Source organism: Chryseobacterium sp. T20 (assembly GCF_047345655.1).
GTDB lineage: Bacteria > Bacteroidota > Bacteroidia > Flavobacteriales > Weeksellaceae > Chryseobacterium.
Map to the genome: position 1 here is coordinate 106,748 of NZ_JBLFDU010000007.1, position 23,620 is coordinate 130,367.

Here is a 23,620-nt window from a genome sequence, read left to right on the forward strand (position 1 = left end):
ATAGCCGGAAGATATACTTCCGGCTATTTTATACGTACAGATTGCTCTGCACTTAGGGTTAAAAAATTGGTTCTTTGATTAGAATTTATAATTCACACCTAACTGAAACACTCTGTTGTTGTTTTCAGCGGCAGACATGCTTTTATCAATCTTTGTTAAACTGTTTACATATCTTGCATTGATACCGATATTGGAAGTGATATCATATCCTAAACCAAGGCCTAAACCGAAGTTGAATTTGTTGATCATATCTTTGTCGATATCTGTAGAGTGAGAATTTGATGTAGTTGTTGTAACACCTCCTGTAGTGCTTGCCACAGTAGATTCTCCTTTATTTTTTCCGTTAATGAAATAACTGAATTCAGGTCCTGCTTCAATATAGAACTTGTCAGTAGGTCTCATCTGAACCATTAATGGAACTGAAATGTAATCCATTTTTACTCTGCTCTGTACTTTAGTTTTTACATTCGTTACTCCATTGTCAGTTTCTGTAGAATACATTACATCTTTTGCACCCATTTGGTTATACAATACCTCTGGCTGGAAGCTGAATTGTTTAGAAATTGGAATATTAACGAATACACCTGCGTGGAAACCTAATTGTTGAGTGTTGATTCCAAATTTCTGCTGGCTGAAATACGCTGAGTTTCCCCCTGCTTTGATCCCGAATCTAATAGGCTGAACATCTTTTTTTAGTGGTGATGCATTTACTGTTTTCGTTTCTGTCTTTGTTTCTGTCTCCTGAGCAAAAGCTAGCGTACCAGCAGTTAATGCTAATCCTAAAAATAACTTCTTCATAATTTTAATTTTTAATTTTACTATTTGTGTGTCGGATGATCTCTCAATCAGACTCGAATTATTTTGCAAATTGCTTGCCAAAGTTGAAAAATGCCTGTTTATAAGGGTTTTTAGACTGTTTTTGTAAAGTTTTTTTTAAATCATTTATCCCTTTTTGATGAATAAATATGTTGTAAACTGAATATTTTGTGAAAATAGTTGAATGCTCAATAGGCTTTATTGTTGATAATTGAAATGATAAAAAATTTTGAACTTGAATTAGCTTTTTCAAGAATTAATAGGTCTTCCGGGTTATTTTTAAGAATAGAAATAAAAATACCGGACTATTAAAAGCCCGGCATCAGTTTTGAAAATAATAAATATCTCTATTTAAAGCGGTAAGCCACTCCAAGCTGAAGCGCATTATTTCTGACTTTACTCCCGTAATCATTTTTGAAAATTCCTGTTATACCGGCTGTAAATCTTGCAGTCACTCCAAAATTTTGAGTAAAATAATATCCTGCACCAATTCCAATTCCAAAATTGAATTTATTATATAATTTCATTGAAATTTTATCGGAGAAACTCTCAGAATTAACAGTCGTTGTATTATCGTATCTTACTTCGTTTCTTCCGTCCCCTTCTATTTTCCCTCCCAGAAGTAAACCGAATTCAGGTCCTGCTTCCACATACAATTGAGGAAGAATATTGTATTGAACCATAATAGGAAGAGTAAGGTAGTTTAAATTAGTTTTGTACTCATATTCCTGCTTCGTAAAATAATCTCCGGAATCATGAATAAAGAGATCTTCCGTTTTTGAGCCTAGCTGGCTGAAAAGAAGTTCGGGTTGTACACTGAATTTTTCAGCAATAGGAATATTGGCAAATATTCCAATATGTGAACCAGCTTTGATTTTTTCGCTATTATCAACTTCGTTTCTTTCCCCTCTGCTGAAAGTAGACCCATTAAAACCGGCTTTAATCCCGAATTTTACTGAAGATGGTTTGGTGGGAGACTGTTCTTTTTCCTGAGCATTCATTAAAAAAGAGCCAACAAGTGTAAGTCCCAGAAAAATTTTTTTCATGATTTAAGTTTTATTTTCTGGTTATGGCAAATTATCTGCCATAAAGATAAGAAGTGATAAAAATCATGCGGATGCGAAAAAGTCAGGCTTAAACTAATAAACCTGACTTTTTCTATTGAAATCAAAATGTATTTAAATGATAAAACAAAATATATTTCATATTCTGTTGTGCACTCTAATGTCCAGCCCACCTGACACAGTTCTCGTTAAAAGTTAATGGTAATAGTTAGATTTTAATTTTGATATTCAATTGAATATCAACTGAATCAAAGCATACTCATTGTAAAAAACAAGACCGTAAGTTGGAAATTTCCGGAATAGAGTACAATCAACTATTCAATACGCAAATTTCTTGCCAAAAAATATTCAAACAATAAAAAAGCCGGATTTACTATAATCCGGCTTTGTATTGAATAGAAAGTTTGTTTTTAGAATTTGTAAGCTAAACCAAATTGGAATACTCCGTTTTTCGCTTTATCTTCAGATAAATCAGGTCTGTTTTTCGCTACATCTGTTAGACCTGCAACATATCTTGCAGTAACTCCGATATTTTGTGTGAAATAGTATCCTGCTCCAAGACCAATTCCGAAGTCAAATGATTTGAAAACATCTTTGGCATCTGTAGAGTTTGATTTATATTTTAATTTTGAATTCACAAGGAAACTAAACTGTGGTCCAGCCTCCAGGTATAGGTTAGGCAGAGCATTGTACTGAAGCATTAAAGGAACAGAGATATAATCTAGGTTTGCTTTAGCATCGCTGTCTGCTTTAAATTTTGCTCCCATTCCGCTATACATAACTTCCGGTTGGAAAGAGAAGTCCTGAGCTACAGGAATGTTAGCGAATACTCCTCCGTAAAATCCAGCTTTAGAGTTGAAGTCATTATCAGAAAGAGTAGAGATATTAAGACCTGCTTTTACACCAAATCTAACTGGTGAAGCAGAAGCCGTTGAAGTTGAAGTTTTCTGAGAGAAAGCAAAAGTACCTGCTACTAGGGCAAGGCCTAAAAAAATCTTTTTCATAAGTTTTATATTTTAATAGTTTTTAAGTTTTATTTAACTTTTCATTAAGAAACAAACTGTGTGCCAAAGTTTAAATATGCTGTGAATCTACTATTTACTGTGTTTTTTGAAGAATAATTTTTCTATTGTATTAAAAAAGTCGGATTAATTTTAATCCGACTCCACTTTAATTATAAAAACTTAATGAAAAAAGCTTAATAAAGCTTTAGAATTTGTAATTTACTCCTACCTGGAATACACCATTTCTCACAGATCCTTCTCTGTCATATCCGTAGTGATATTTTGTTTTTACAATATCAGATAATCCGGCAGTGTATCTCACATTTATCCCAATGTTTTTGGTAATATAGTAGCCTGCTCCCAATCCGATTCCAAAATCGAAAGATTGAGTTCCATTTTTAAGAAGGCCCGTAGATTCACTTTTCTTTAACCTTGCATCAATTAAAAAATTAAATTGAGGACCTGCTTCTACATAGAAATTTGGAAGTGCCTTATATTGGAACATTACCGGTACAGAAAGATATTCTAAATTAAGTTTTGCATTACTGCCTCCTTTTTCTTTAGCTCCCGTAGCGCTATATAAAACTTCCGGCTGAATTGAAAAATCCTTAGCGACAGGAATATTCACAAAAACACCACCGTAGAATCCTGCTTTTGAATTCATATTCATATTAGAAAGATTGGAAACATTAAGTCCCGCTTTCAAACCGAATTTGATTTTAGAAGAAGATGTGGATGGAGTAGTAGCTTCTGTAGAAGTTGAAGTGCTTTGAGCAAAAGCAAAGGTACCTGCAATAAGTGCCAGGCCTAGAAAAATCTTTTTCATAGATTAGTTTAATTTTTACGTTGTTTAACGTCCGAGAAGCAACAAACAATATGCCGGGAAACCCCTTGTATAAAGACTTTATGGGTTTTTAACAAATTCATAAGTCATCAAATTGGGATGTATTTTTGTTGTTTTATCAACACTTTGTTATTTTAACATAAAAAAAGAACAGATTAATTTTTTAATCTGTTCTTTTCTATTGAATATAAAATTTGTTAGTGAATGAGTAGCTTATTTAAATTTATAAGCTAATCCTACCTGGAATAGGTTGTTTCTTGTAGCATCAGATCCACTAGGTCTGTTTTTCGCTACATCTGTTAAACCTGCTACATATCTTGCGGTAAGTCCTAAGTTCGGAGTGAAATAATATCCAGCTCCAAGACCGATACCAAAGTTAAATGTATTTAGATTGTCTTTGTAGTTATCAGTAGTGTTAGAATCTCCGTTTGATTCATTTTTGAACTTGTTTTTAGCGCTTACCATGAAACCAAATTCCGGTCCTGCTTCCACATAAAGATTTGGAATCAGGTTGTACTGGAACATTACCGGTACTGTAATATAATCTAATTTGGTAGAAGCAGAAAACTTAGTATTTCCTAACGTATAATTTGATTTATTACCATATTGTGAATACTGAACCTCTGGCTGAACGCTGAATGAAGCTGCTAATGGAATGTTGGCAAATACACCTGCGTTGAATCCTATTTTAGATTTTTGATCATCAAGACCACTATCTTTTGAAAGTGAAGAAACGTTCATACCTCCTTTTACTCCAAATGTTACCGGATTAGAAGATGTGTTTCCTGTCTGTTGAGCGAATGCGAATGTTCCTGCAGTTAACGCTAATCCTAAAATTAACTTTTTCATAACTTTAATTTTTTTAATTTTACTCTTTCTTAATTTTAAATTTTACTACTTGTTCAGCTTTTCAGTTGAACGCAGAGTATCTTTCAAATTGCTTGCCAAAAATATTTTTTATGAGTAAAATCAATAAAAAAATCACTTAGTGTTTAAGTGATTTTTAAAATAAATTATTGATTATTAATTCTTTATGATTTTAAATAAATGTTTGTTTAGACATGGTCTAAATTGACAATTTTGTCAAAAACAGGTTTTAAAATGAATTTATTTTTCGAAAAAAACGTTAAGCATCGTTCAATTTTCTATAAAAAGATAAAGATTCAAGGATATTTTCCTGGCTGCACTGATGATCATAGATGCAAGAACCTATTCCTGAAAGCAGAGAGAAATTGATTTTGCTGTCGGTATTCTTCTTGTCATTCAATAGTAAAGCGGTAATATCTTCATCTTTAAAATCACTGATATCAAGGTAAGGGTAATATCTCTGAATGTTTTCAATGATTATTTTTGAATCTTCTTCAGAAATAAGGTTTTCAAGGTAAGCAAGATGAGCTTCAGCAATCATTCCCATAGCCACAGCTTCACCATGAAGGATTGGATTTTCCTGTTGCAGACATAAACTTTCTACCGCATGGCCTATGGTATGCCCGAAATTAAGTGTTTTTCTAATGTTCTGCTCATGGAAATCCTGATCCACAACATTCTGCTTAATATTCATAGACGTTTGAATATGTGGGACTACCATTTCCACTTCCAGTTTACGGATCTGTGTCAGCTGATCCCAATGATTTTTATCAGCAATTAACCCATGTTTCAGCATTTCAGCAAATCCGCTTCTTAATTCTTTAAAAGGTAATGTTTCTAAGAATTTGGGAAAAATAAAGATTTGCTCAGGGAAAGCAAAAGTTCCCACCATATTTTTATAGTGCATCAAATCGATCCCGGTCTTTCCACCTATAGAAGCATCACACATCGATAGAAGGGTAGTAGGGATGTTGATAAACTGTATTCCTCTTTTATAAGTAGATGCCACAAATCCGCCCATATCGGTTATTACACCACCACCAAGGTTGATAACCAGCGCTTTTCTGTCCGCCTGCATTTCTGTAAGAATTTCCCAAAGCTGATTGGCTGTCTGGATATTTTTCATTTCCTCTCCGGCTTCAATCTCTAAAATTTCAAAGCCAAGGTCCGTTTCCATATTTCCTAAAAGAACAGGAAGGCAGTATTCATGCGTGTTTTCATCTACAAGAATGAAAATTTTACTGAAAGTTTTTTCGTGAAGAAACTCGTTGAGCTGTGAAAAATTATCGTTTAATATTGTTATCATCTTCTATTTTATGTAAAGTTAAAATGTAAACTATAGTGCAAAGTTATGATTCTTAATTTTTAACTCGTAACTAAATTACTATCTTTGCAGAAATTTTTAGAATGAGCAGAGATAATAATAATTCAGACAGACCAAAGAGACCAAGAATTTCAACCAAGAAAAGTTCTGATGATTCTCGTGCTTCCAGATCTGGAAATTCTTCAGGATCAAAGCCTTTTAAGAAACCGTTCTCTAAAGACGGAGGAAGAAAAGGACCAGAACATCAGGGATCCAACTCAAGATTTGAAAAGAAACCTTTCAAAAGAAATACAGACAGTTTCGAAAATTCTAACGAAGATTCAGGTTCAAAATCTGAAAGAAAACCTTATATCACGAACAAAAGTGAGAGCTATGAGAAAAAATCTTTCGGTAAACCTAAAAGAGGCGGAAGAAATTTCGATACCAGAGATAAGTATGAAAGAGGCAGTCTGAAATACGGAAGAAGACCATCCAATGGTGAAGAAAGAAATGATGACAAAACAAGATCTTTTGTACAGAAAAGAAGGCTGAATAAAATTGAAAAAGACGTTCATAAAGACAGCATCCGTCTTAACAAGTATATCGCTAATTCCGGAATCTGCAGCAGAAGAGAAGCTGATGAGCTGATTACTCAGGGATTGGTAGAAGTCAACGGAAAGGTGGTAACTGAAATGGGATATCAGGTACAGAAAACAGACAGAGTAGTTTTTGACGGACAAAGCATTACTCCTGAAAAACCTGTATATGTACTTTTGAATAAGCCAAAAGGTTATATTTCTACTACAAAAGACGATAAAGCAAGAAAAACTGTAATGGATCTTGTAGCGAATGCTTCTCCTTACAGACTTTTCCCGGTGGGAAGACTGGATCGTTCTACAACAGGAGTTATCTTACTGACCAATGACGGACACATGACTAAGAAACTGACGCATCCATCTTTTGATGCTAAGAAGATTTATCATGTAACATTGGATAAAAAACTTACTGGTGAAGATTTACGTCTTATTGCAGAAGGTATCCGTCTTGATGAAGGAGTAGCTGTGGTTGATCAGATTTCATATATTGAAGGGAAACCTAAGAATGAAATCGGAATTGAGATCCACATCGGATGGAACCGTGTTATCAGAAGAATTTTCCAAAGATTAGGATACGAAGTAGAATCTTTAGACAGAGTAATGTTTGCAGGATTAACGAAGAAGAATATCAAGAGAGGACACTGGAGAATCCTTACAGAACTGGAAGTGAACAACCTTAAAATGCTTTAAACAGTACTTTTGAGAGTAAAGAATAAAAAAGCGCAGAATTATTTTCTGCGCTTTTTTTGTATGTCCCGTCCTGAAATAAGCTGACGATTAATCAATTATAAAAGACCAAGAGTTAAAAGCTGTATTTGATATATTGTAATTGATGATATACTTGCTATTCTTTTAAAAACTGAGGAACTTTTCTTTGTGGGTTGTTCTGTTCAAATGTATAGGCCATATTGATCAGTTTACCTTCTTCCCATTTTCCGGCAAAAAAAGAAATACCAATCGGTAAGTTATTTATATAGCCCATTGGTAAGGTAATGCTTGGGTATCCGGCAATAGCTGCAGCACTGGAACTTGAATAGAAATTTTCATAATTATCACCATTTTTCAAATCCGTTTTCCATGCTTCCGCAGTAGTAGGTGCTATTATCGCATCTAAATTATATTTTTTTATTGTAGAGTCTATTCCTTGCTGGCTGCCTTTTTGGGCAATTGTAACAGCCTTTTTATAATCCTTATCTTTCTTTCCATTACTTTTTGCTGAAATCTCTAAATATTCCTGTCCAAAGTATTGAAGTTCTTCTTTATTCTTTTTGTTAAAAGCGATTAATTCATCTATATTTTTTATTACTGCATTTTTCCCTAAAGATTTTAAATAATCATTCAAATCATCCTTAAATTCACTGACCATCAATTCAAAGGAGCTTTTTGAAATTTCAGGGGAAATCCAATCTTTTTCTATTTCAACAATTATGGCTCCCTGAGCTTCCAGTATTTTTAATGTTTGTAAGAATAAATCGTCCACTTTTTTATTTGCTCCTTTGGTAATTCCTTTTACATATCCGAGCCTTTTTCCTTTCAATCCTGTTAGAGTAAGGAATCGGGTATAATCTTTATGTAGAAATGGTGTATTACCAATGGTCTTCTTATCATGTTCATCCTCACCTACCATAGTTCCAAGGCTTATGGCAATATCTTTCACCGTTCTTGCCATTGGTCCCGGGGTATCCTGTGAACTGGAAATGGGAATGATTCCTTGTCTGGAAATTAAGCCGACAGTAGGTTTTAAACCAACAATTCCATTGAAGCTGGAAGGACAAACGATAGATCCATTAGTTTCTGTACCGATTGCTATTATGCCAAGATTGGAGGAGATAGCAACCCCTGAACCAGCACTGGATCCGCAGGTATTTCTATTTAGGATATAAGGGTTTTTGGTAAGTCCACCCAGCCCACTCCAACCACTTGTGGATTTCTGGCCTCTGAAATTTGCCCATTCACTGAGATTGGTTTTTCCAATGATTACAGCACCTGCATCTCTAAGTTTTTTAACGAGATAACTATCCTGTAGTGGAAAAGAGTTTTTTAAAGCCAGGGAACCTGCCGTATTGGGCATTTTATCATGCGTATCTAATTATCCTTCAATAATACAGGAATTCCAAATAAAGGTTTATTTTTAAATTTTGAATTCAAATGATCCAAAGAGTCAGCAATCTTAATAGCATCCGGATTGGTGGAGATCACAGAATTTAGTTGTATTCCATTTTTATCAATATCATTGATGCGTTTAAAATAAGCTTCAACAACTTCTTTTACCGTCACTTTATTGTTTCTATACAAATTTTGGATCTTTTCAATATCATATTCCAGATATTTGAATTGCGAATCTGTTGTATCCTGAGCCTTGGCAAAAACACCAAAAAAGACTACAGCAGATAGAATTATTTTTTTCATTATAAATGTTTTTTCAAATATAAAGAATTATGCCGAATTCTTGCAATCATTATATATTGTATCTGAGGCTGTTGAAAGCCAGAGTCCTGATTATAGAAAAAGCGCAGAATTATTTTCTGCGCTTTTTTATTGTAGTAAGTTGTGAATTCCAAAATTCATAACTCATCATTTATAATTCATCATTAAAAAGAATTAACCCAACACAGTTACTCCTTTTTCAATCATTTCATAGATGGCATCTCTGCCGTTGTCAGGTTTTACGTTTACTGCACGGGTTCCATTGAAATGAAGACAGGTTACATATCCGTTGGCTACTGCATCCTGTGCTGTAAATTTAACACAATAGTCTAATGCCAGACCTACAATTTCTACCAGCTGGATATCATGATACTTCAGGAAGTCATCCAAACCGGTTTTCATAAAGTGGTTGTTATCCTGAAAACCGCTGTAGCTGTCAATTTCAATATTTTTACCTTTCTGTACAATGTGGGTTACTTTGTCTCTGTTCAGATCTTTATGGAATTCTGCCCCGAAAGTTCCCTGAATACAGTGATCGGGCCACATGAATTGTGGAACTCCATTTAAAATAATACTTTCTCCTACCTTTCTTCCATTGCTGCTTGCAAAACTTTTATGACCTGCAGGATGCCAGTCTTGTGTAAGAACTACCTGATCATATTCATTTTCTTCCATCAGGAGATTGATGTATGGAATAATTTCGCTGGCTCCAGGGACTGCAAGTGCTCCGCCTTCACAAAAATCATTCTGTACATCGACTATTATTAACGCTTTTTTCATATTTTGATTTCTCGAATTTTTGATAAATTTACAAAACTAATCTTCAAAAATTTGTCCAAACCTGAATTATCGGACAAATCGACAACATAAATTTTCAATGTTTTTGAATGAAAGGCATAAAATTTTAAATAATTGAAGTTTATCTGCAGCCTATTGTATTTTGAGGCTTACACCAAATATCAATAGCGTATCTTTGCAGGAAATAAGTATTTTTATGTCATTTGAATCGTTAGGATTATCACACAATATTATTCGTTCTGTCAAAAAATTAGGGTATTTAAAACCATTCCCGATACAAGAGCAGGCTGTCCCTGTCATTTTGCAAGGGAAGGACCTGATGGGAATTGCTCAGACAGGTTCCGGTAAAACTGCTTGTTTTGTGATGCCGATTCTAGAAAAATTACAGAATGCGGAAGTTAAAAAAGACCGTAATGTTCAGGTTTTAATATTGGTTCCTACCAGGGAATTAGCTATTCAGATAGATGAAGTTTTCAGGGCATTCACAGAAAATCTAAAGAGAGAAGTCCGTACGATGGCAGTGTACGGAGGTGTTTCTATCAATCCACAGATGAAGGGAATGTTTGGAGTGGAAGTTTTGATTGCCACTCCGGGACGTTTGCTGGATTTAATTGATCATAATGCATTAAGTATTTCAGGAATTAAACATTTGGTGATTGATGAAGCTGATAAAATGTTTCAGCTAGGGTTTGGTGAAGAAATGAATAAGGTATTTGCCATGATGCCTGTAGCGAAGCAAACCACTTTATTTTCAGCTACATTGAATGATAAAGTTTCAGAAATGAAAGAACGTCTTTCTATCAATCCTACGATTATTGAGATTAAAAAAGAAGAAGTTGAAATTGATAATATCGAACAGCTGGCTTATCATGTTGCTCCGGAAAATAAAGGACCTTTTTTACGATATCTGATCAAAGAAAAGAAAGTAGAAAAGGCTTTGATTTTTGTTTCGTCTACAAGATCTGCTGATAATCTGGTAGAAAAACTTAAAAAGAATAAAATAAAAGCGGTGGCCATTCATAGCCAGAAGTCACAGGGAGCGAGGAGAAATAATCTGGAAGAATTTAAAGTAAACGGAGCTCAGATTTTGGTGGCTACAGATTTAATTGGGCGTGGAATTCATATTGAATCTCTGCCATGTGTTATCAATTACGAGTTGCCGCGTTCACCACTGGATTATATCCACCGTATTGGTAGAACAGGGCGTGCCAATGAAAAAGGAACTGCAATCAGTATTCTGACGGATGATGAATTGCAGCATTTCAGGGTGATTCAAAAGAAAATGGGTAGAAAAGTAACCCTGCAAAGAACGGAAGGTATTGATTTACACGGATATTAATCCTTTATTATAATTAAGAAAGGCTTCAGTTTATACAATTGAAGCCTTTTTTAATGAAAAATCGGTACCACAAAAATCATTATCGGTATAATTAATGCTTTATTCACTTTATATTCTTGAATTTTTGATAAATTCGCGCAAGCTGATATCCGTCAATTATTATAGCAAATAAGAATAATACAAATTGGCAATAATTAAAAAATTAAAACCTGAACAATGATTGATTTAGAGAAAAAAAAGTTTCCAATAGGCCCGTTTGAAGTGCCTGAAAACATTTGTGATATCACATTGGATACTTATATCAAAGTAATCAAAGACTTCCCTGGCAGGCTAAAGAATCTTATTGAACATTTTACAGACGATCAATTGGATACTCCTTACAGAGAAGGAGGCTGGACAGTAAGGCAGCTTGTGAATCATCTTTCTGACAGTCATATGAACAGCTTTATCCGTTTCAAACTGGCGCTGACAGAAGAAAATCCTACCATAAAGCCTTATGATGAAGCGAAATGGGCGGAACTTCAGGACAGTTTTCATATGCCCGTAAAACCGGCAATGAGAATGTTGAAGGGAACACACCAAAGATGGGTAGTTCTTCTTAAAAGCCTTACCAATAAACAGTTTGAAAGAACTTTCCATCATCCTGAGCACAATAAAAATTATAATTTAAGAGAAAGCCTAGCTTTATACGTGTGGCACTGCAATCATCATTTTGCTCATATTGAAAATCTGAAGATAGAAAAAGGTTGGTAAGGAAGAGTCTCAATAATCCTATATACTATCAGGAAATTAAAGACAGAATTTCTCTGTTATCTGAAAATTCTCATGGAAAGTGGGGAAAGATGAATGTATGTCAAATGCTAAAGCATTGTGATTTAGTTCTTCAGGTAGCCTTGGGAAAGCTCGAACTTCCCCGTATTAATGTCATTTTTGAGGCAGTAGGGATTTTTACTAAAATAGAAATGCATATTTTCAATAATGGAATTCCCAGAAACATGCCTACTTTTCAAAAACTAATCGTTAATTTTGAGTGTGATTTTGATGTATCAAAAACCAATCTGCTGAAAACGCTGGAAGAATTCCGGGAAGTTTGTGAAAAAAACAACCTGCCGGGCCGCCACAGATTATTCGGTACAATGACTGAAAAAGACTGGACATTTTTAGAATACAAACATCTTGATCATCATCTAAAACAATTTAATGTATGAGTTTTTTTGATAAAATATTCGGTGGTAAAGACGAAACCCCTGACCAAAAAACATTCTGGAAAAAGATAGAATCTGAAGAAGATCTAGCCAAAGCAATGGAAGACTCTTTTCAGAATAAAATAGCGATATTCAAACATTCTACAAGCTGTTTCATAAGCAGGACAGTTTTGAAAAACTTTGAAAAAGAAATAGAGAATTCAGACCAGCCGGTGAATGTATATTATCTGGATTTATTGGCACACCGACCTGTTTCTAACAAAATAGCAGCAGATTTTGAGATTAGACACGAAAGTCCGCAACTGATTGTCATAGAGAACGGAAAACCTGTTAACAGTGCTTCACACCAGGATATTTCTTTAAGCCAGATTGTATCATGAAGAATATAAATAATTATTTAGCCAAAGTTTTAAATGTTCCGCTTCAGAATGTGAATACCTGTAGCCTGCACTATGAAGTAAAGAAAATTGCTAAAAATCAGTTTCTTCTTCAGTATGGCGAAATCTGCCGACATATTTTCTTTGTAGAAAAAGGGCTGATAAAGATGTATTCCATTGATAAAAATGGAAAGGAACATATTATACAGTTTGCTCCGGAAAGTTGGCTGATTTCTGACCGAAGCAGCCTTTATTTCAATGAGAAATCCATTTATTATATAGAAGCAGTGGAAGATTCTGAAGTTTTGTTTCTTCACCCTGATTTCTTCAACAAGCTGGTAGAACAATTTCCGAATAGCATTGAAAGAAGTGATTTTCTTCTTCAGAAACATATCAGAAGTCTTCAAAACAGGATCAACTCTTTATTGGGAGAGACTGCAGAAGAAAGGTATATGAAATTCATAAAAATGTATCCGGATTTACTCCTGAGAGTTCCACAATGGATGATTGCTTCTTACCTCGGAATTACTCCTGAGAGCCTGAGCCGTGTAAGAAAGGAGCTGGCGAGAAAAAATTTCATCCCGGATAATAAATAAGAAAGGCTGGGAGATGGAAGAAGGAGGATTGAAGTTCTGGTGAATATAAAAGAGCTTCAATCTTCCAGCCTCCATCTTCCTTACTTTAAATAAATCTTTTTGGCAAGCTGTCCAACCTGTCTGAGTTTTGCCTGTGTATCTTCCGACCATGGAAGACCTATGCAGAGCCTCATGCAGTTTTCAAACTGTTCCTGGAAAGTAAACATTCTTCCTGGAGCGATACTGATATTCTGTTTGATGGCCAGATCGTATAATTCTGTTGTTCGAATCTTTTTATCAAATTCTATCCATAAAGAAAGGCCTCCCTGCGGACGGCTGGTTTTTGTGCCTTCAGGAAAAGATTCCGCAATGGTCTGTACGTAGTTCTGATAATTGAACTGTAAAGTTCTGCGAAGCTGCTGAAGGTGTTTTTCGTATTTCCCGGATTTCAGAAAATTGGCAACAGCTTCATTCACAATCGAAATAGAAGAAGTGGAATGCAGAAGTTTAAGCTTAAGAATTTTATCTTTATATTTTCCTGGTGCAATCCAGCCTACACGATATCCGGGAGCTAAAGTTTTTGAAATAGAGCTGCAATACAATACATTTCCGTCTTTATCGAAAGATTTACAGCATTTCGGGCGACTGGAACCAAAATAAAGATCTCCGTAGACATCATCTTCTATCAGTGGAATATTATTTTCAGAAAGTATTTTTACAATTTCTTTTTTATTTTCATCAGGCATACAGCTTCCCAAAGGTGAATTGAAATTGGGAATCAACAAGCACAGATCTATTTTGGGCATTAATTTTTTTAAAGCCTCAATTTCTATTCCGGTAGTAGGATGGGTAGGAAGTTCCAGGACTTTTAGCCCCAAACCATTGGCAAGCTGAAGAATTCCGGGATAACAAGGACTTTCGATAGCAACGGTGTCTCCTGGTTTTCCTAAAGCCATTAAACAGAAAGAAAGAGCATTCATTCCACCATTGGTGGTAATCAGGTCATTTTCGCTCAGATTTCCTCCCCATTGCAGGGAACGTACAGCAATCATTCTTCTTAATTTCAGATTTCCCTGAAGTTCTTCATATTCGGTACCACCGTCTTTTAATTCCCTTGTGGCGTTTACAATTTCTTTCTTAAGTTTGGCCTGAGGTAAGAGAGCTCCTGATGGAATCCCAATAGAGAAAAAGGTAAGATCTTTTTTACCCATATTTTCATATACCTTACTGATCAGTTCATCCGGTTCATCATTATTGGCGATCAATGATGGACGGCTTACTTCGGGTAAAGGAAGTTTGGCAGAGAGCAGCTGGCTTACAAAATACCCGGATTGTGGTTTAGATTCTACCAAAGACTGGGATTCCAGTTCCAGAAAAACACGCTTGGCTGTGTTCATGCTCACCTGATGTTCCTGGCATAGCATTCTCACAGAAGGAAGCTTGTCTCCCGTCTTTAGAATACCATTTCTGATCTGTCCTGCAATTCCGTCTGCAATTTCTGTATATAAAAATTCTTTACTCATATTTTTAAACTGTGCTCATGCAAATATACAAAACTGATACTGTGTTTATTTAATTATCCTTTCTAATTTTGAATATTAATTAAAAGCTTGAATAAAATGATGACAAAACAATTATCAAAAGATGAAAATATAAGTGGCTGGATCAATGGATTTATAGGTGTAGTCTTATTTAGTGGCGGTTTGCCGGCTACTAAATTAGCCGTAATGGAAATGAGTCCTACTTTTGTAACGATTGTTCGTGCAGCTGTTGCCGGAGTCTTGGCGCTTATCGTATTATGGTTGGGAAAAGAAAAACGTCCTGTCAAAAAAGATTTGATCCCATTATTATTGGTTTCTCTTGGCTGTGTGGTAGGGTTTCCTCTTCTTTCTGCGTTAGCGCTTCAATATCTTACTTCAGCGCATTCTATTGTATTTCTGGGAATGCTCCCTTTGGCCACTGCCGTATTTGGTGTGATGCGTGGTGGTGAAAGACCTCATCCTATATTTTGGTTTTTTTCGATTGTAGGAAGCCTTTTGGTGATTGGCTATGCTGTTTCACAAGGAATATCAGCATCACCTATTGGCGATATTCTGATGCTGCTTGCCGTTATTTTATGTGGTATGGGCTATGCTGAAGGAGCTAAATTATCCAAGACATTAGGCGGATGGCAGGTGATTTCCTGGGCTTTGGTATTGGCGCTGCCTGTAATGATTCCTTTATTTTTTATTTATTTTCCGGATGATATTCAGAATGTAAGTTTTCAGGGATGGTTTGGGATGGCTTATATTTCCCTTTTCAGTATGTTTATTGGTTTTATATTTTGGTATAAAGGATTAGCACAAGGGGGAATTGCAACTGTTGGCCAGCTGCAGTTACTTCAACCTTTCTTTGGCCTTGCCCTGGCTGCCTGGCTTCTTCATGAACAGGTGAGTATGGGAATGGTTGGCGTAACAGTAGGAGTGATACTATGTGTTGCAGGAACTAAGAAATTTGCGAAATAGTGGAATATAAAGCATTCATGACTCCAGTTATAAGAAAATGGGTTCACCATAATCTCCTTTTTACTTTATCAACACAAAAATCGGACAGATTATTTAATATAAATCCAATCCCTTCCGGTACAATATAGGGTGTGCGGTTTTTTCAAAAAAACTTATATATATCACAAAAAGCCGTAACAATAAAATACCAAAAAAATAACAGATTTTCCTGTTATTACTTTGAAAACCCCGTTCTAATCAAATGAATCGGGGTTTATTGTTTGGCGTTCTTACATATTGATGAAATTGAATTTTTTTAAAATACGATATCAAAAAAGCAATTTAATTGTGTTTTCAGTAATGATATTTAACTAATAAATACAAAAAGACTTAAAGTTGTTGAAATTTTTAACATTTTTTAACATTGATAATAATAATTAAGGTGCGGTTTTTGCATGCATTTTAGAATCGATTACCAATGATATTTTTACTAAGACTAGGAAGATAGGAAGAAGAAAACAATTCCAAAAAAAGCTATTATGGTTATCGACGAGAACATTTTGATTTCAGCGGGAGCAGAAACCAGACGTTATACCCCTTCAGAAGTAATATTCTTTGAAGGGGACATTCCTAATTATTATTACCAGATTGTTAAAGGAGAAGTAAAACTCAACAATTATAATGAGGAAGGCAAAGAATTTATTCAAAATATTTTATCAGACGGGGAAAGTTGTGGAGAATCTATTCTTTTTATAGAAAAGCCATATCCGGTAAATGCAGAAGCTATTACAGAATGTAGTGTTCTGAGACTTCATAAATCTGCTTTTTTCAATCTGTTGAATCAATCTCCGGAATTATATATGGAGGTTAACAGTTTTCTTTCAGAACGCCTTTATTATAAATTCATCATGATGCAGAGTCTCTCTTCTCAAAACCCTTCTATACGGCTTAGAGGACTAATGGATTATCTTAAAAGTTCTCAAAAAGATCTGAGTCCCTATTCTTTTTTAGTTCCCTTAACCAGACAGCAAATGGCAAGTCTTACAGGGCTTTGTGTGGAAACTGCTATAAGAACGATTAAACATATGGAAAGAGATAAAATTGTGAGAATTGAAAATCGTAAAATTCTATATTAACCTTATTTCAGGCATATTATTTGTTTTTCATTAAAAAAATCCATTGAAATTATGAAAACAATAAGCTGCATGAATATTGATGAAAATCTTTTGTACTCCTATGGCGCAGAAGACAGGATATATAAAAAAAAAGAAGTTGTTTTTAAAGAAGAAGATCATGCGCTTTATTATTTTCAGATTGGTAGCGGAAAGGTGAAGCTTAATAATTATAGTGAAGAAGGAAAAGAGTTTATTCATAATATTTTAGGTAAAAATCAAAGCTTTGGGGAAGCAATGCTTTTTCTTAGTCAGGATTATCCTGTGAATGCAGTTTGTCTTGAAGCATCCAGAATTATAAGACTTCCCAAAAATAATTTTCTGGAAATGATCGATAAGCATCCTCATCTTTCTCTTGAAATGAATGCCTGTTTTTCACAGGAAATTTATTATAAATTGAAAATGATGCAGAGCCTTGCTTCACTAAATCCCATGCAGAGACTGAAGGGCTTAATGGATTATCTTAAAAGCTATCATGATGAAGACTGTCATCATTGTTTTCATATTGCATTTACACGCCAACAGATCGCCAATCTTACAGGCCTGCGTGTAGAAACAGTAATCAGAAACTTAAAAAAAATGGAAAAAGATGGCATATTATCTTTAAAAGATCGTAAAATTTTATATTAAATATGATTTTAATGACTCAGATCATAAAAAAGTGAGTTATTCTTATGTACATTTGGTATAGCAGTTTTCAATACTATTCTTAAGATCTTAACTGAAGTGAATATAAATGTATTCATTTTTGAAATTGCTGTTTAGTGCCGGTTACGGGCTGTAATAATCAAACTAAATATTCATATTATGGCCGATAAAATCACAGAATCCCAAAATACCAACTCCGCTGTAAGAAAACCGGATGAGATTGATGGATTTATACTGGAAAATGATAGAGAAAAAACTCTGCTTCACCCATTTTTTGTAAGTGCGATCAACAATATTTATATTACCGAAAATGAAGACTGGGAACTGACAGATAGTACCGACACATCTGTTAATTTTAATGAAAAACAGGGAGATTAAAAGGGTACAGTATACTTTATAGCTTGCTTATAACAGGCTTATTTTAACCATGAAATCAAAATGTATGAACGGTCAGAAAATAATAAATACCCTGAAGCACAAAGAATTTGTAAAAGTAATCCATCAAGGAGATTGCTTTGAAGATGGAGCAGCTGTTTATGCTAAAGAAATTAAAGAAAACATCTTTCTTTTGTTCATCATCCTGAAAGATATTGATATTGAAAACATACAGGCACTCATTGCCCATTTTGACTGCTTCAGGAGCATTGGACTGAAAGAACCGGAACAAATCATGTTTTACCTGTCTATTAAAGATAAAAATGACCTCCATTATTTCGAGCAATATTTAAAAGCCTCCCATAACTAATACCATTTTTTGAATATGATATTTGAGAACGACACCTTACGGCATTCCGGGTTGAATGATAAAAATAATATGATAGAGAATGAGTCTCTGTTTCCGCCTATAATCAATTCATACGGAGTGACGGCTTTTCTGATCAAGTCTTTGGAGAAGATCAAAAAGAATGCAACATGTGATGTCCTAAAAGGAACAATCAATACATGCATTGAAGAGTATATTCTTCATATCCGTGAATTTCATTCCCAAAATACATCGGTTACCACTGAGAGGGAAACAGAAGTAAGGTTTGAATCACCTTCTTTTACTTTATACGCAAAAACAGCTTATTATAAGGTTTTGAAAGAAGAAGAATATATCAATAGGTTTCTTGATATTCTTGAGAACAGTAAAACAGATTAGGTTTTAGACAGCCTTGTTGAAAATGTCTTTAGATTTTAATAAGTTATAAAAACACCTTTCACACCATTTACCATACTTAATCATGAAAGCTGCTGTATTCATTTGTTCAGCAGCTTTTTGGTCTCTTGTATGACCGTTTTAAATGAACCTCACAAAATAAAATATTATGGAATTTCAACAGAATCTTCTCAATTATATCAGTCAGTTTCTTGTAGCTGCTGATGAATCTGTCTCTATCGCTGAAAGTGTTACTTCCGGTTGTCTGCAGCTTGCTTTTTCACAAATGCCGGATGCCCCTTTATTCTACAAAGGCGGTATGACAACTTATACACTGCCGGAAAAAGTAAGACTTCTGAAGGTCAGCAGACCTGGGCCTGATGATCATGACGGAGCTGCAGAAGCTATTTCTCAGGCTATGGCTCTCAATGTGGCAAAGCTTTTTGAATCCGACTGGTCTATTTCTACCACGGGTTACTGCACTCCAATTATTAATTCAGGATATAAGGTTTTCGCTTATTTTTCATTTTCTTATAAAGGAGAAATTATTCTTACAAAGAAGCTGGAACTGCATCCTAAAACTCAAGCTTTAAATGCTCAGCTATACTATACAGAATTTATTCTGGGATGTTTTAAAAGTGAGCTTAATAGGGTGTTAATTCTAAAATAAATATTGGAATTAAATGATAATTTATATCTAAAAATTTTAATTTTTATTCACCTTTGGTTTTCTCTGCATAATCGCAAAATAAGATGATGTGAATGCTGAAAGACTTTGATATCCTACTTTATAAGCTACTTCACTCAAGGTATATTGTCTGGTATCTATCAATTCGATACTTTTTAAAATTCTGGTCAGCTGCAGGTATTTTTGTAAGGTAATTCCTGTTTCATTTTTAAAAATTCTCTGGAGACTTCTCACAGACATTTGTGCTTTTTCGGCTAAGGAATCAATATCCAGATTATATTTAAAATTAGAATTGATCTCGTTGCATACAGGAATCAGTCTGGTATCAGTAGGTACAGGAATTTCCAGGCCGCTGCTTTCCCTGCAGAAATTAGGAAGACTCTTTAAAATAGCCTTAAAGAAGATATCCTGTTCTTCATTTTCATCCAGAGATTGGTTCCATTTTGAGGCATACAAAAGCATTTCTTTCAAAACGGGGGGAACGGCAAATACCTGAACATTCTGATAAAATTCATCTTCAAAAACAGATTTGAAAAGAAATACCATCAGATTAACGGTTTGTGCCTCTGAAGTAATCTTGTGGGCTTTTTCTGAGGGAATCCAGATGACATGATGTTGTGGGACAAGATAAATTTTCCTGTCAATATGAAAATACTGATAACCTTCTTCCACAAATGTAAGCTGGGCACGAATATGCCTGTGTTCATAATCATCGTGTTTCCAGTTGTTTTCACACCATACGTAAGCTTCTTTTTCTATAGAATCTACAAACTGGCTTTCTGTTTTTTCAATCAGTCCACATTTCATGTTGTCGTTTTGTATGTATATTTTGGCAAATTTAATAAAAACGACAGTAGTAATTTTGTATGATCAATGTAATAACTACATGATTAATCCAAAATATAATCTATATCTTATTCAGAATGAAAAAACTATGTCTTTTTTTTATTTTAATTTTATTATCTCATAACACTCACATCATGGCACAAAATAAAGCTAAAATATTGGTTCTTATCCATTCGGACAATGGTGGAACTTACGAACTGGCTAAAGAAATAGCCAAAGGAATGGAAAGCGAAAATAATGCAGTTCCTTATATCAAATTAGTCAAAGCCTCACAAAACCCAGCCCTGAAAAATCTTCCTGTAGCCACAGTAGATGAATTAATCTCTTATGATGGAATTGCTTTTGGTTCACCGGTTTATTTCGGGAATATCAGTACGGGGATGAGTGAATTTTTATCGAAAACCGTTCAGTTATGGACCAATCATGCTTTGGAAGGAGTTCCTGCCACTGTCTTTATGTCAGCAGGAAGTGGAGCAGGAAAGGAGCTTGCTCTTCAGGCCTTCTGGAACACTCTTGCTGTGCACGGGATGGTATTGGTATCTAACGGGATCCGTGGAACAGAAGAGCTGAATAAAGCTATTCCACAGGGAAATACAGTTTTGGGAGTTACCAGCATGGCTTCTCTGAAAGATGTGGAAAGACCAACGAAAGGAGAACGAAATATTGCTGAACTTCAGGGAAGAAATTTCGCAAAAATAGCACTGGCCTTAAAAGATACTCATCCTAAGAAAACTGTAGTTGCTGCTGCAAATCACGAGAATTTCAATGAAATACTAAAGCAAAAAAATATTACACTTCCACAGGTTCCGAAACCGGCAGGAAATTATCAGCCGTTTGTCCGTTCGGGAAATCTGGTATTTATCAATCAGGTTGCTTTAAAAGACGGTAAAATTTTCAATCCCGGAAAATTAGGCGTTGAAGTGAATGAGCAACAAGTAAAAGATGCTACAAAAGTAACTATGCTGAACGTTATTTCCGTACTGAATGAAGCGATGGGAGGAGATTTGAGCAGAGTAAAACAATGTGTTCAGCTTACAGGAATCTTTAATACCAAAGATGATTATACAAAACATGCAGATTTGATGAATGTTGCTTCCGATCTGGCTGTAGAAGTCTTTGGGGAAAAAGGGAAACATGCCAGAGCTACTTTGGGAGCTTCTTCTATTCCTGTGGGTTCTTCGGTAGAAATTCAGGCAGTTTTTGAAGTAGAGTAGTTTTCCTAATCATTTAATGTTTTTTTACATAAAAATCTTCCAGATCTGACAGATTACACCGAGCATACAAATCTGTGTAATCTGTAAAATCTGCGGGGGAAAAAACTTGGGTATAATTATTTCCCCATTATAGTTCAACGTTATCCTTAGTCAGAAACCTTGAAAAAATCTCAGCAATCAAAGGAATACTCTGTTCCAGCTGTTCTTCGGAAAGCGCTCCATAGCTTAATCTGAATCCATTTACATTATTTTGACTGTACTGCTTAGGATGAATAATCTTAATATTTTTTTCCAGTAATAAAGTTGTTACCACATTCCAATCCAACTGTACTTTAGGAACAATCCAAAAAGCCAGACCACCTTCTGGCAGTGTAAAATCGGCAATATCTTTCATATGTTTCTTCAACAATTCAAAAACAAAATCTCTTTTGTTCTTATAATGAACGGTTGCTTTTCTGATATGCTTTTTTATGGCACCTTCTTTAATGAGCTGAAGAACTGCCTGTTCCATGATGACATCTCCATGCACATCAATAATCTTTCTCAGATCACCAATTCTTTTCAGCAGTTCCTGATTTTTAGTGGTCAGATAACCAATCCTCAAAGCGGGCGCTACCACCTTGCTTAAAGTTCCGATATACACATAATTGTGCAGTTCGGGAAAACTTGAAATCGGGAGAATAGGACGATATCCGAAGTGAAACTCATTATCATAATCATCTTCAATAATGGTTATATTGTACTGATTTGACAACTCAATCAGTTTTAATCTTCTTGACAGGCTTAGGGTAACTGTTGTAGGATATTGCCTGTGAGGAGTACTATATAATGCTTTTATATTCTGATGTTGTTTTAAAAGCTTTTCAACAGCCTCAATATCGATTCCTTCATGATCTACAGGCACGCACAAAAGCTGTGCTCCTGCATACTGAAACGCTTGCCATGCAGGCTGATAGCCGGGATCTTCTACAATAACCATGTCACCGGGACTTAAAAGACTCTGAGCAGTAAGGAACATTCCCATCTGACTGCCTCGGGTGATAGAAATTTCATTTTCATGAATATGCATTCCTCGTTGATGATTGAGCATCTGAGAGATCATTTTTCTGAATTCCATATCTCCATGTTCATCTCCGTAACCCATCATCTGCCATTTTGCTTTGATGCTGAAAATTTGTCTGTAGGCTCTTGCCAGCTCTGTTACAGGGGCAATTTTACTATCGGGATGGCCATCATCGAAATTAATTAAAATTCCGTTATGCAAGACCTGTTGATTTTTAGAATCATGGAGTGCATCTGCATTTTTTTCATGCAAAGCAGGGAGTTTTTCCGATACGAAAATACCTTTTCTTTCTCTTGAAATTACCCATTCTTCATTAATCAGCACCTGATACGCTTCTACAACCGTATTTCTGTTAATTTTCAAAGTCTGTGCAAGATTTCGGCTTCCGGGAAGTGCATCACCCGCTTTTAATCTTCCTGAACGGATATCAGTGATAATAGTATCTGCAATCTGTAGATAAACAGCTTTATCAAGCTTTTTATCAATTTCTAATTCCAATTTCCAAGGTCTTAACATCTGGACTATCTATTTATGTAAAAACTGAATCATTTAAACAGTCCAAATATAGAATAATTTTGTCATGCAATAAAGCACAAAACCATAATAATTTTAAAATCATGGACAAGAAACAATTCAGTTCTAAAGACTTCCACGAAACTTTTGCAAGACCAAAGTATGTAAAACCAAGTCATCTGATCCATAAAAATGTAGAACACGCAGGAGAACACAATCAGTTTTCAACAGAAAGAAAGCATCCCGTTTTCTTTGTAGATCTTCCGAGTAAGAATGTGAGCATGACGATTGGAGGCTTAACTCCCGGGCAACAAACCAACAGACACCGCCATACTTATGAAACCGTATTATTTGTCATTGAAGGGAAAGGCTGGACAGAAGTAGAAGATGAAAGAGTACATTGGGAAGCTGGCGATGCGGTATATATTCCTTCCTGGGCCTGGCATAAACACCAGAATCTGAGCGATACCGAACCTGCAAAATATATCGCCTGTGAAAATGCCCCTCAGTTGCAGAACTTAGGAGTTGCTTTGAGAGAGGAAGAAGGAAGAGATCTCTAATATGAATATTTTAAACCATTAAGGGAAACCGTTCTTCTGTTGTATTTGATATCGGATATGATTTTTTTAAGCGAAGTTAG

General features: G+C 35.1%; 27 protein-coding genes. 15 read left to right on the forward strand and 12 right to left on the reverse strand.

The window, feature by feature from the left end:
• Window positions 1-78: 78 nt before the first annotated feature.
• From ACMA47_RS16360 to aroB, 6 genes are all read right to left on the reverse strand, one after another.
• The gene (locus ACMA47_RS16360; RefSeq protein ID WP_413930618.1) at window positions 79-798 is read right to left on the reverse strand and encodes a porin family protein; all 720 of its coding nucleotides are present in this window, start codon (window positions 796-798) and stop codon (window positions 79-81) included.
• Between the two features lie 365 nt (window positions 799-1,163).
• Complete coding sequence (locus ACMA47_RS16365) at window positions 1,164-1,862, reverse strand: porin family protein (RefSeq protein WP_413930619.1); 699 nt, start codon at window positions 1,860-1,862, stop codon at window positions 1,164-1,166.
• Between the two features lie 428 nt (window positions 1,863-2,290).
• Window positions 2,291-2,884: a porin family protein gene (locus ACMA47_RS16370; RefSeq protein WP_413930620.1), complete on the reverse strand. Its 594-nt coding sequence runs from the start codon at window positions 2,882-2,884 to the stop codon at window positions 2,291-2,293.
• 205 nt (window positions 2,885-3,089) lie between these two features.
• Window positions 3,090-3,710 (reverse strand): porin family protein, encoded by a 621-nt coding sequence (locus ACMA47_RS16375; protein WP_413930621.1) that lies wholly within the window; start codon window positions 3,708-3,710, stop codon window positions 3,090-3,092.
• A gap of 231 nt (window positions 3,711-3,941) precedes the next feature.
• Window positions 3,942-4,577, reverse strand: a complete 636-nt coding sequence (locus ACMA47_RS16380) for a porin family protein (RefSeq protein WP_034698274.1) — start codon at window positions 4,575-4,577, stop codon at window positions 3,942-3,944.
• Between the two features lie 277 nt (window positions 4,578-4,854).
• Window positions 4,855-5,901 carry a 3-dehydroquinate synthase gene (aroB, locus tag ACMA47_RS16385; RefSeq protein ID WP_413930622.1) on the reverse strand — a complete coding sequence of 349 codons (1,047 nt, stop codon included), beginning with the start codon at window positions 5,899-5,901 and terminating at the stop codon, window positions 4,855-4,857.
• 101 nt (window positions 5,902-6,002) lie between these two features.
• Between aroB and ACMA47_RS16390 the strand changes: the two genes are divergently transcribed.
• Window positions 6,003-7,184 (forward strand): pseudouridine synthase, encoded by a 1,182-nt coding sequence (locus ACMA47_RS16390; protein ID WP_253316053.1) that lies wholly within the window; start codon window positions 6,003-6,005, stop codon window positions 7,182-7,184.
• A gap of 154 nt (window positions 7,185-7,338) precedes the next feature.
• Here ACMA47_RS16390 and ACMA47_RS16395 read toward each other — a convergent pair whose 3' ends face one another.
• The 3 genes from ACMA47_RS16395 to pncA form a co-directional block, all read right to left on the reverse strand.
• Entirely contained in the window at window positions 7,339-8,565 is a 1,227-nt protein-coding gene (locus tag ACMA47_RS16395) for an amidase family protein (RefSeq protein ID WP_413930623.1), read from the reverse strand.
• 14 nt (window positions 8,566-8,579) lie between these two features.
• Window positions 8,580-8,903 (reverse strand): amidase family protein, encoded by a 324-nt coding sequence (locus ACMA47_RS16400; RefSeq protein WP_413930624.1) that lies wholly within the window; start codon window positions 8,901-8,903, stop codon window positions 8,580-8,582.
• A gap of 192 nt (window positions 8,904-9,095) precedes the next feature.
• Window positions 9,096-9,701, reverse strand: a complete 606-nt coding sequence (pncA, locus tag ACMA47_RS16405; protein ID WP_034698270.1) for a bifunctional nicotinamidase/pyrazinamidase — start codon at window positions 9,699-9,701, stop codon at window positions 9,096-9,098.
• Window positions 9,702-9,915: 214 nt separating this feature from the next.
• Here pncA and ACMA47_RS16410 point away from each other — a divergent pair, with 214 nt between their 5' ends.
• The 5 genes from ACMA47_RS16410 to ACMA47_RS16430 all read left to right on the forward strand — a co-directional run bounded on the left by ACMA47_RS16410 (window position 9,916) and on the right by ACMA47_RS16430 (window position 13,236).
• Window positions 9,916-11,058: a DEAD/DEAH box helicase gene (locus ACMA47_RS16410; RefSeq protein WP_413930625.1), complete on the forward strand. Its 1,143-nt coding sequence runs from the start codon at window positions 9,916-9,918 to the stop codon at window positions 11,056-11,058.
• A gap of 216 nt (window positions 11,059-11,274) precedes the next feature.
• Complete coding sequence (locus ACMA47_RS16415) at window positions 11,275-11,811, forward strand: YfiT family bacillithiol transferase (RefSeq protein WP_288444593.1); 537 nt, start codon at window positions 11,275-11,277, stop codon at window positions 11,809-11,811.
• The gene (locus tag ACMA47_RS16420) at window positions 11,805-12,266 is read left to right on the forward strand and encodes a DUF1569 domain-containing protein (protein WP_413930626.1); all 462 of its coding nucleotides are present in this window, start codon (window positions 11,805-11,807) and stop codon (window positions 12,264-12,266) included. The genes ACMA47_RS16415 and ACMA47_RS16420 overlap by 7 nt, the downstream gene beginning before the upstream one ends.
• Complete coding sequence (gene ytxJ, locus ACMA47_RS16425) at window positions 12,263-12,643, forward strand: bacillithiol system redox-active protein YtxJ (protein ID WP_413930627.1); 381 nt, start codon at window positions 12,263-12,265, stop codon at window positions 12,641-12,643. The genes ACMA47_RS16420 and ytxJ overlap by 4 nt, the downstream gene beginning before the upstream one ends.
• Complete coding sequence (locus tag ACMA47_RS16430; RefSeq protein ID WP_413930628.1) at window positions 12,640-13,236, forward strand: Crp/Fnr family transcriptional regulator; 597 nt, start codon at window positions 12,640-12,642, stop codon at window positions 13,234-13,236. Before ytxJ ends, ACMA47_RS16430 begins: the two co-directional genes overlap by 4 nt.
• Before the next feature lie 80 nt (window positions 13,237-13,316).
• Here ACMA47_RS16430 and ACMA47_RS16435 read toward each other — a convergent pair whose 3' ends face one another.
• Complete coding sequence (locus ACMA47_RS16435; protein ID WP_413930629.1) at window positions 13,317-14,738, reverse strand: PLP-dependent aminotransferase family protein; 1,422 nt, start codon at window positions 14,736-14,738, stop codon at window positions 13,317-13,319.
• 96 nt (window positions 14,739-14,834) lie between these two features.
• Here ACMA47_RS16435 and ACMA47_RS16440 point away from each other — a divergent pair, with 96 nt between their 5' ends.
• The 7 genes from ACMA47_RS16440 (at window position 14,835) to ACMA47_RS16470 (ending at window position 19,326) form a co-directional block, all read left to right on the forward strand.
• Window positions 14,835-15,719, forward strand: coding sequence for a DMT family transporter (locus ACMA47_RS16440; protein WP_413930630.1), 885 nt, complete (start codon window positions 14,835-14,837; stop codon window positions 15,717-15,719).
• 518 nt (window positions 15,720-16,237) lie between these two features.
• Window positions 16,238-16,834: a Crp/Fnr family transcriptional regulator gene (locus ACMA47_RS16445; RefSeq protein ID WP_407846445.1), complete on the forward strand. Its 597-nt coding sequence runs from the start codon at window positions 16,238-16,240 to the stop codon at window positions 16,832-16,834.
• Between the two features lie 51 nt (window positions 16,835-16,885).
• Entirely contained in the window at window positions 16,886-17,500 is a 615-nt protein-coding gene (locus ACMA47_RS16450) for a Crp/Fnr family transcriptional regulator (protein ID WP_413930631.1), read from the forward strand.
• Window positions 17,501-17,677: 177 nt separating this feature from the next.
• On the forward strand, window positions 17,678-17,896 hold the full coding sequence (locus ACMA47_RS16455) for a hypothetical protein (protein ID WP_413930632.1): 219 nt from the start codon (window positions 17,678-17,680) through the stop codon (window positions 17,894-17,896).
• 49 nt (window positions 17,897-17,945) lie between these two features.
• The gene (locus ACMA47_RS16460; protein ID WP_413930633.1) at window positions 17,946-18,263 is read left to right on the forward strand and encodes a hypothetical protein; all 318 of its coding nucleotides are present in this window, start codon (window positions 17,946-17,948) and stop codon (window positions 18,261-18,263) included.
• Window positions 18,264-18,278: 15 nt separating this feature from the next.
• Window positions 18,279-18,659, forward strand: a complete 381-nt coding sequence (locus ACMA47_RS16465; protein WP_413930634.1) for a hypothetical protein — start codon at window positions 18,279-18,281, stop codon at window positions 18,657-18,659.
• Window positions 18,660-18,825: 166 nt separating this feature from the next.
• Window positions 18,826-19,326 (forward strand): CinA family protein, encoded by a 501-nt coding sequence (locus ACMA47_RS16470; protein ID WP_407846449.1) that lies wholly within the window; start codon window positions 18,826-18,828, stop codon window positions 19,324-19,326.
• Window positions 19,327-19,362: 36 nt separating this feature from the next.
• On the opposite strand, the gene ACMA47_RS16475 is transcribed toward ACMA47_RS16470, so the two are convergent.
• The gene (locus ACMA47_RS16475; RefSeq protein ID WP_413930635.1) at window positions 19,363-20,151 is read right to left on the reverse strand and encodes an AraC family transcriptional regulator; all 789 of its coding nucleotides are present in this window, start codon (window positions 20,149-20,151) and stop codon (window positions 19,363-19,365) included.
• Between the two features lie 116 nt (window positions 20,152-20,267).
• Here ACMA47_RS16475 and ACMA47_RS16480 point away from each other — a divergent pair, with 116 nt between their 5' ends.
• A complete protein-coding gene (locus ACMA47_RS16480) occupies window positions 20,268-21,404 on the forward strand; it encodes an Atu1372/SO_1960 family protein (RefSeq protein WP_413930636.1) in 1,137 nt (378 codons plus the stop codon).
• 127 nt (window positions 21,405-21,531) lie between these two features.
• Here ACMA47_RS16480 and ACMA47_RS16485 read toward each other — a convergent pair whose 3' ends face one another.
• Complete coding sequence (locus ACMA47_RS16485; RefSeq protein WP_413930637.1) at window positions 21,532-22,983, reverse strand: PLP-dependent aminotransferase family protein; 1,452 nt, start codon at window positions 22,981-22,983, stop codon at window positions 21,532-21,534.
• A gap of 101 nt (window positions 22,984-23,084) precedes the next feature.
• On the opposite strand from ACMA47_RS16485, the gene ACMA47_RS16490 reads away from it, so the two are divergent.
• Complete coding sequence (locus tag ACMA47_RS16490; RefSeq protein WP_413930638.1) at window positions 23,085-23,540, forward strand: cupin domain-containing protein; 456 nt, start codon at window positions 23,085-23,087, stop codon at window positions 23,538-23,540.
• The last annotated feature ends 80 nt before the right edge of the window (window positions 23,541-23,620 follow it).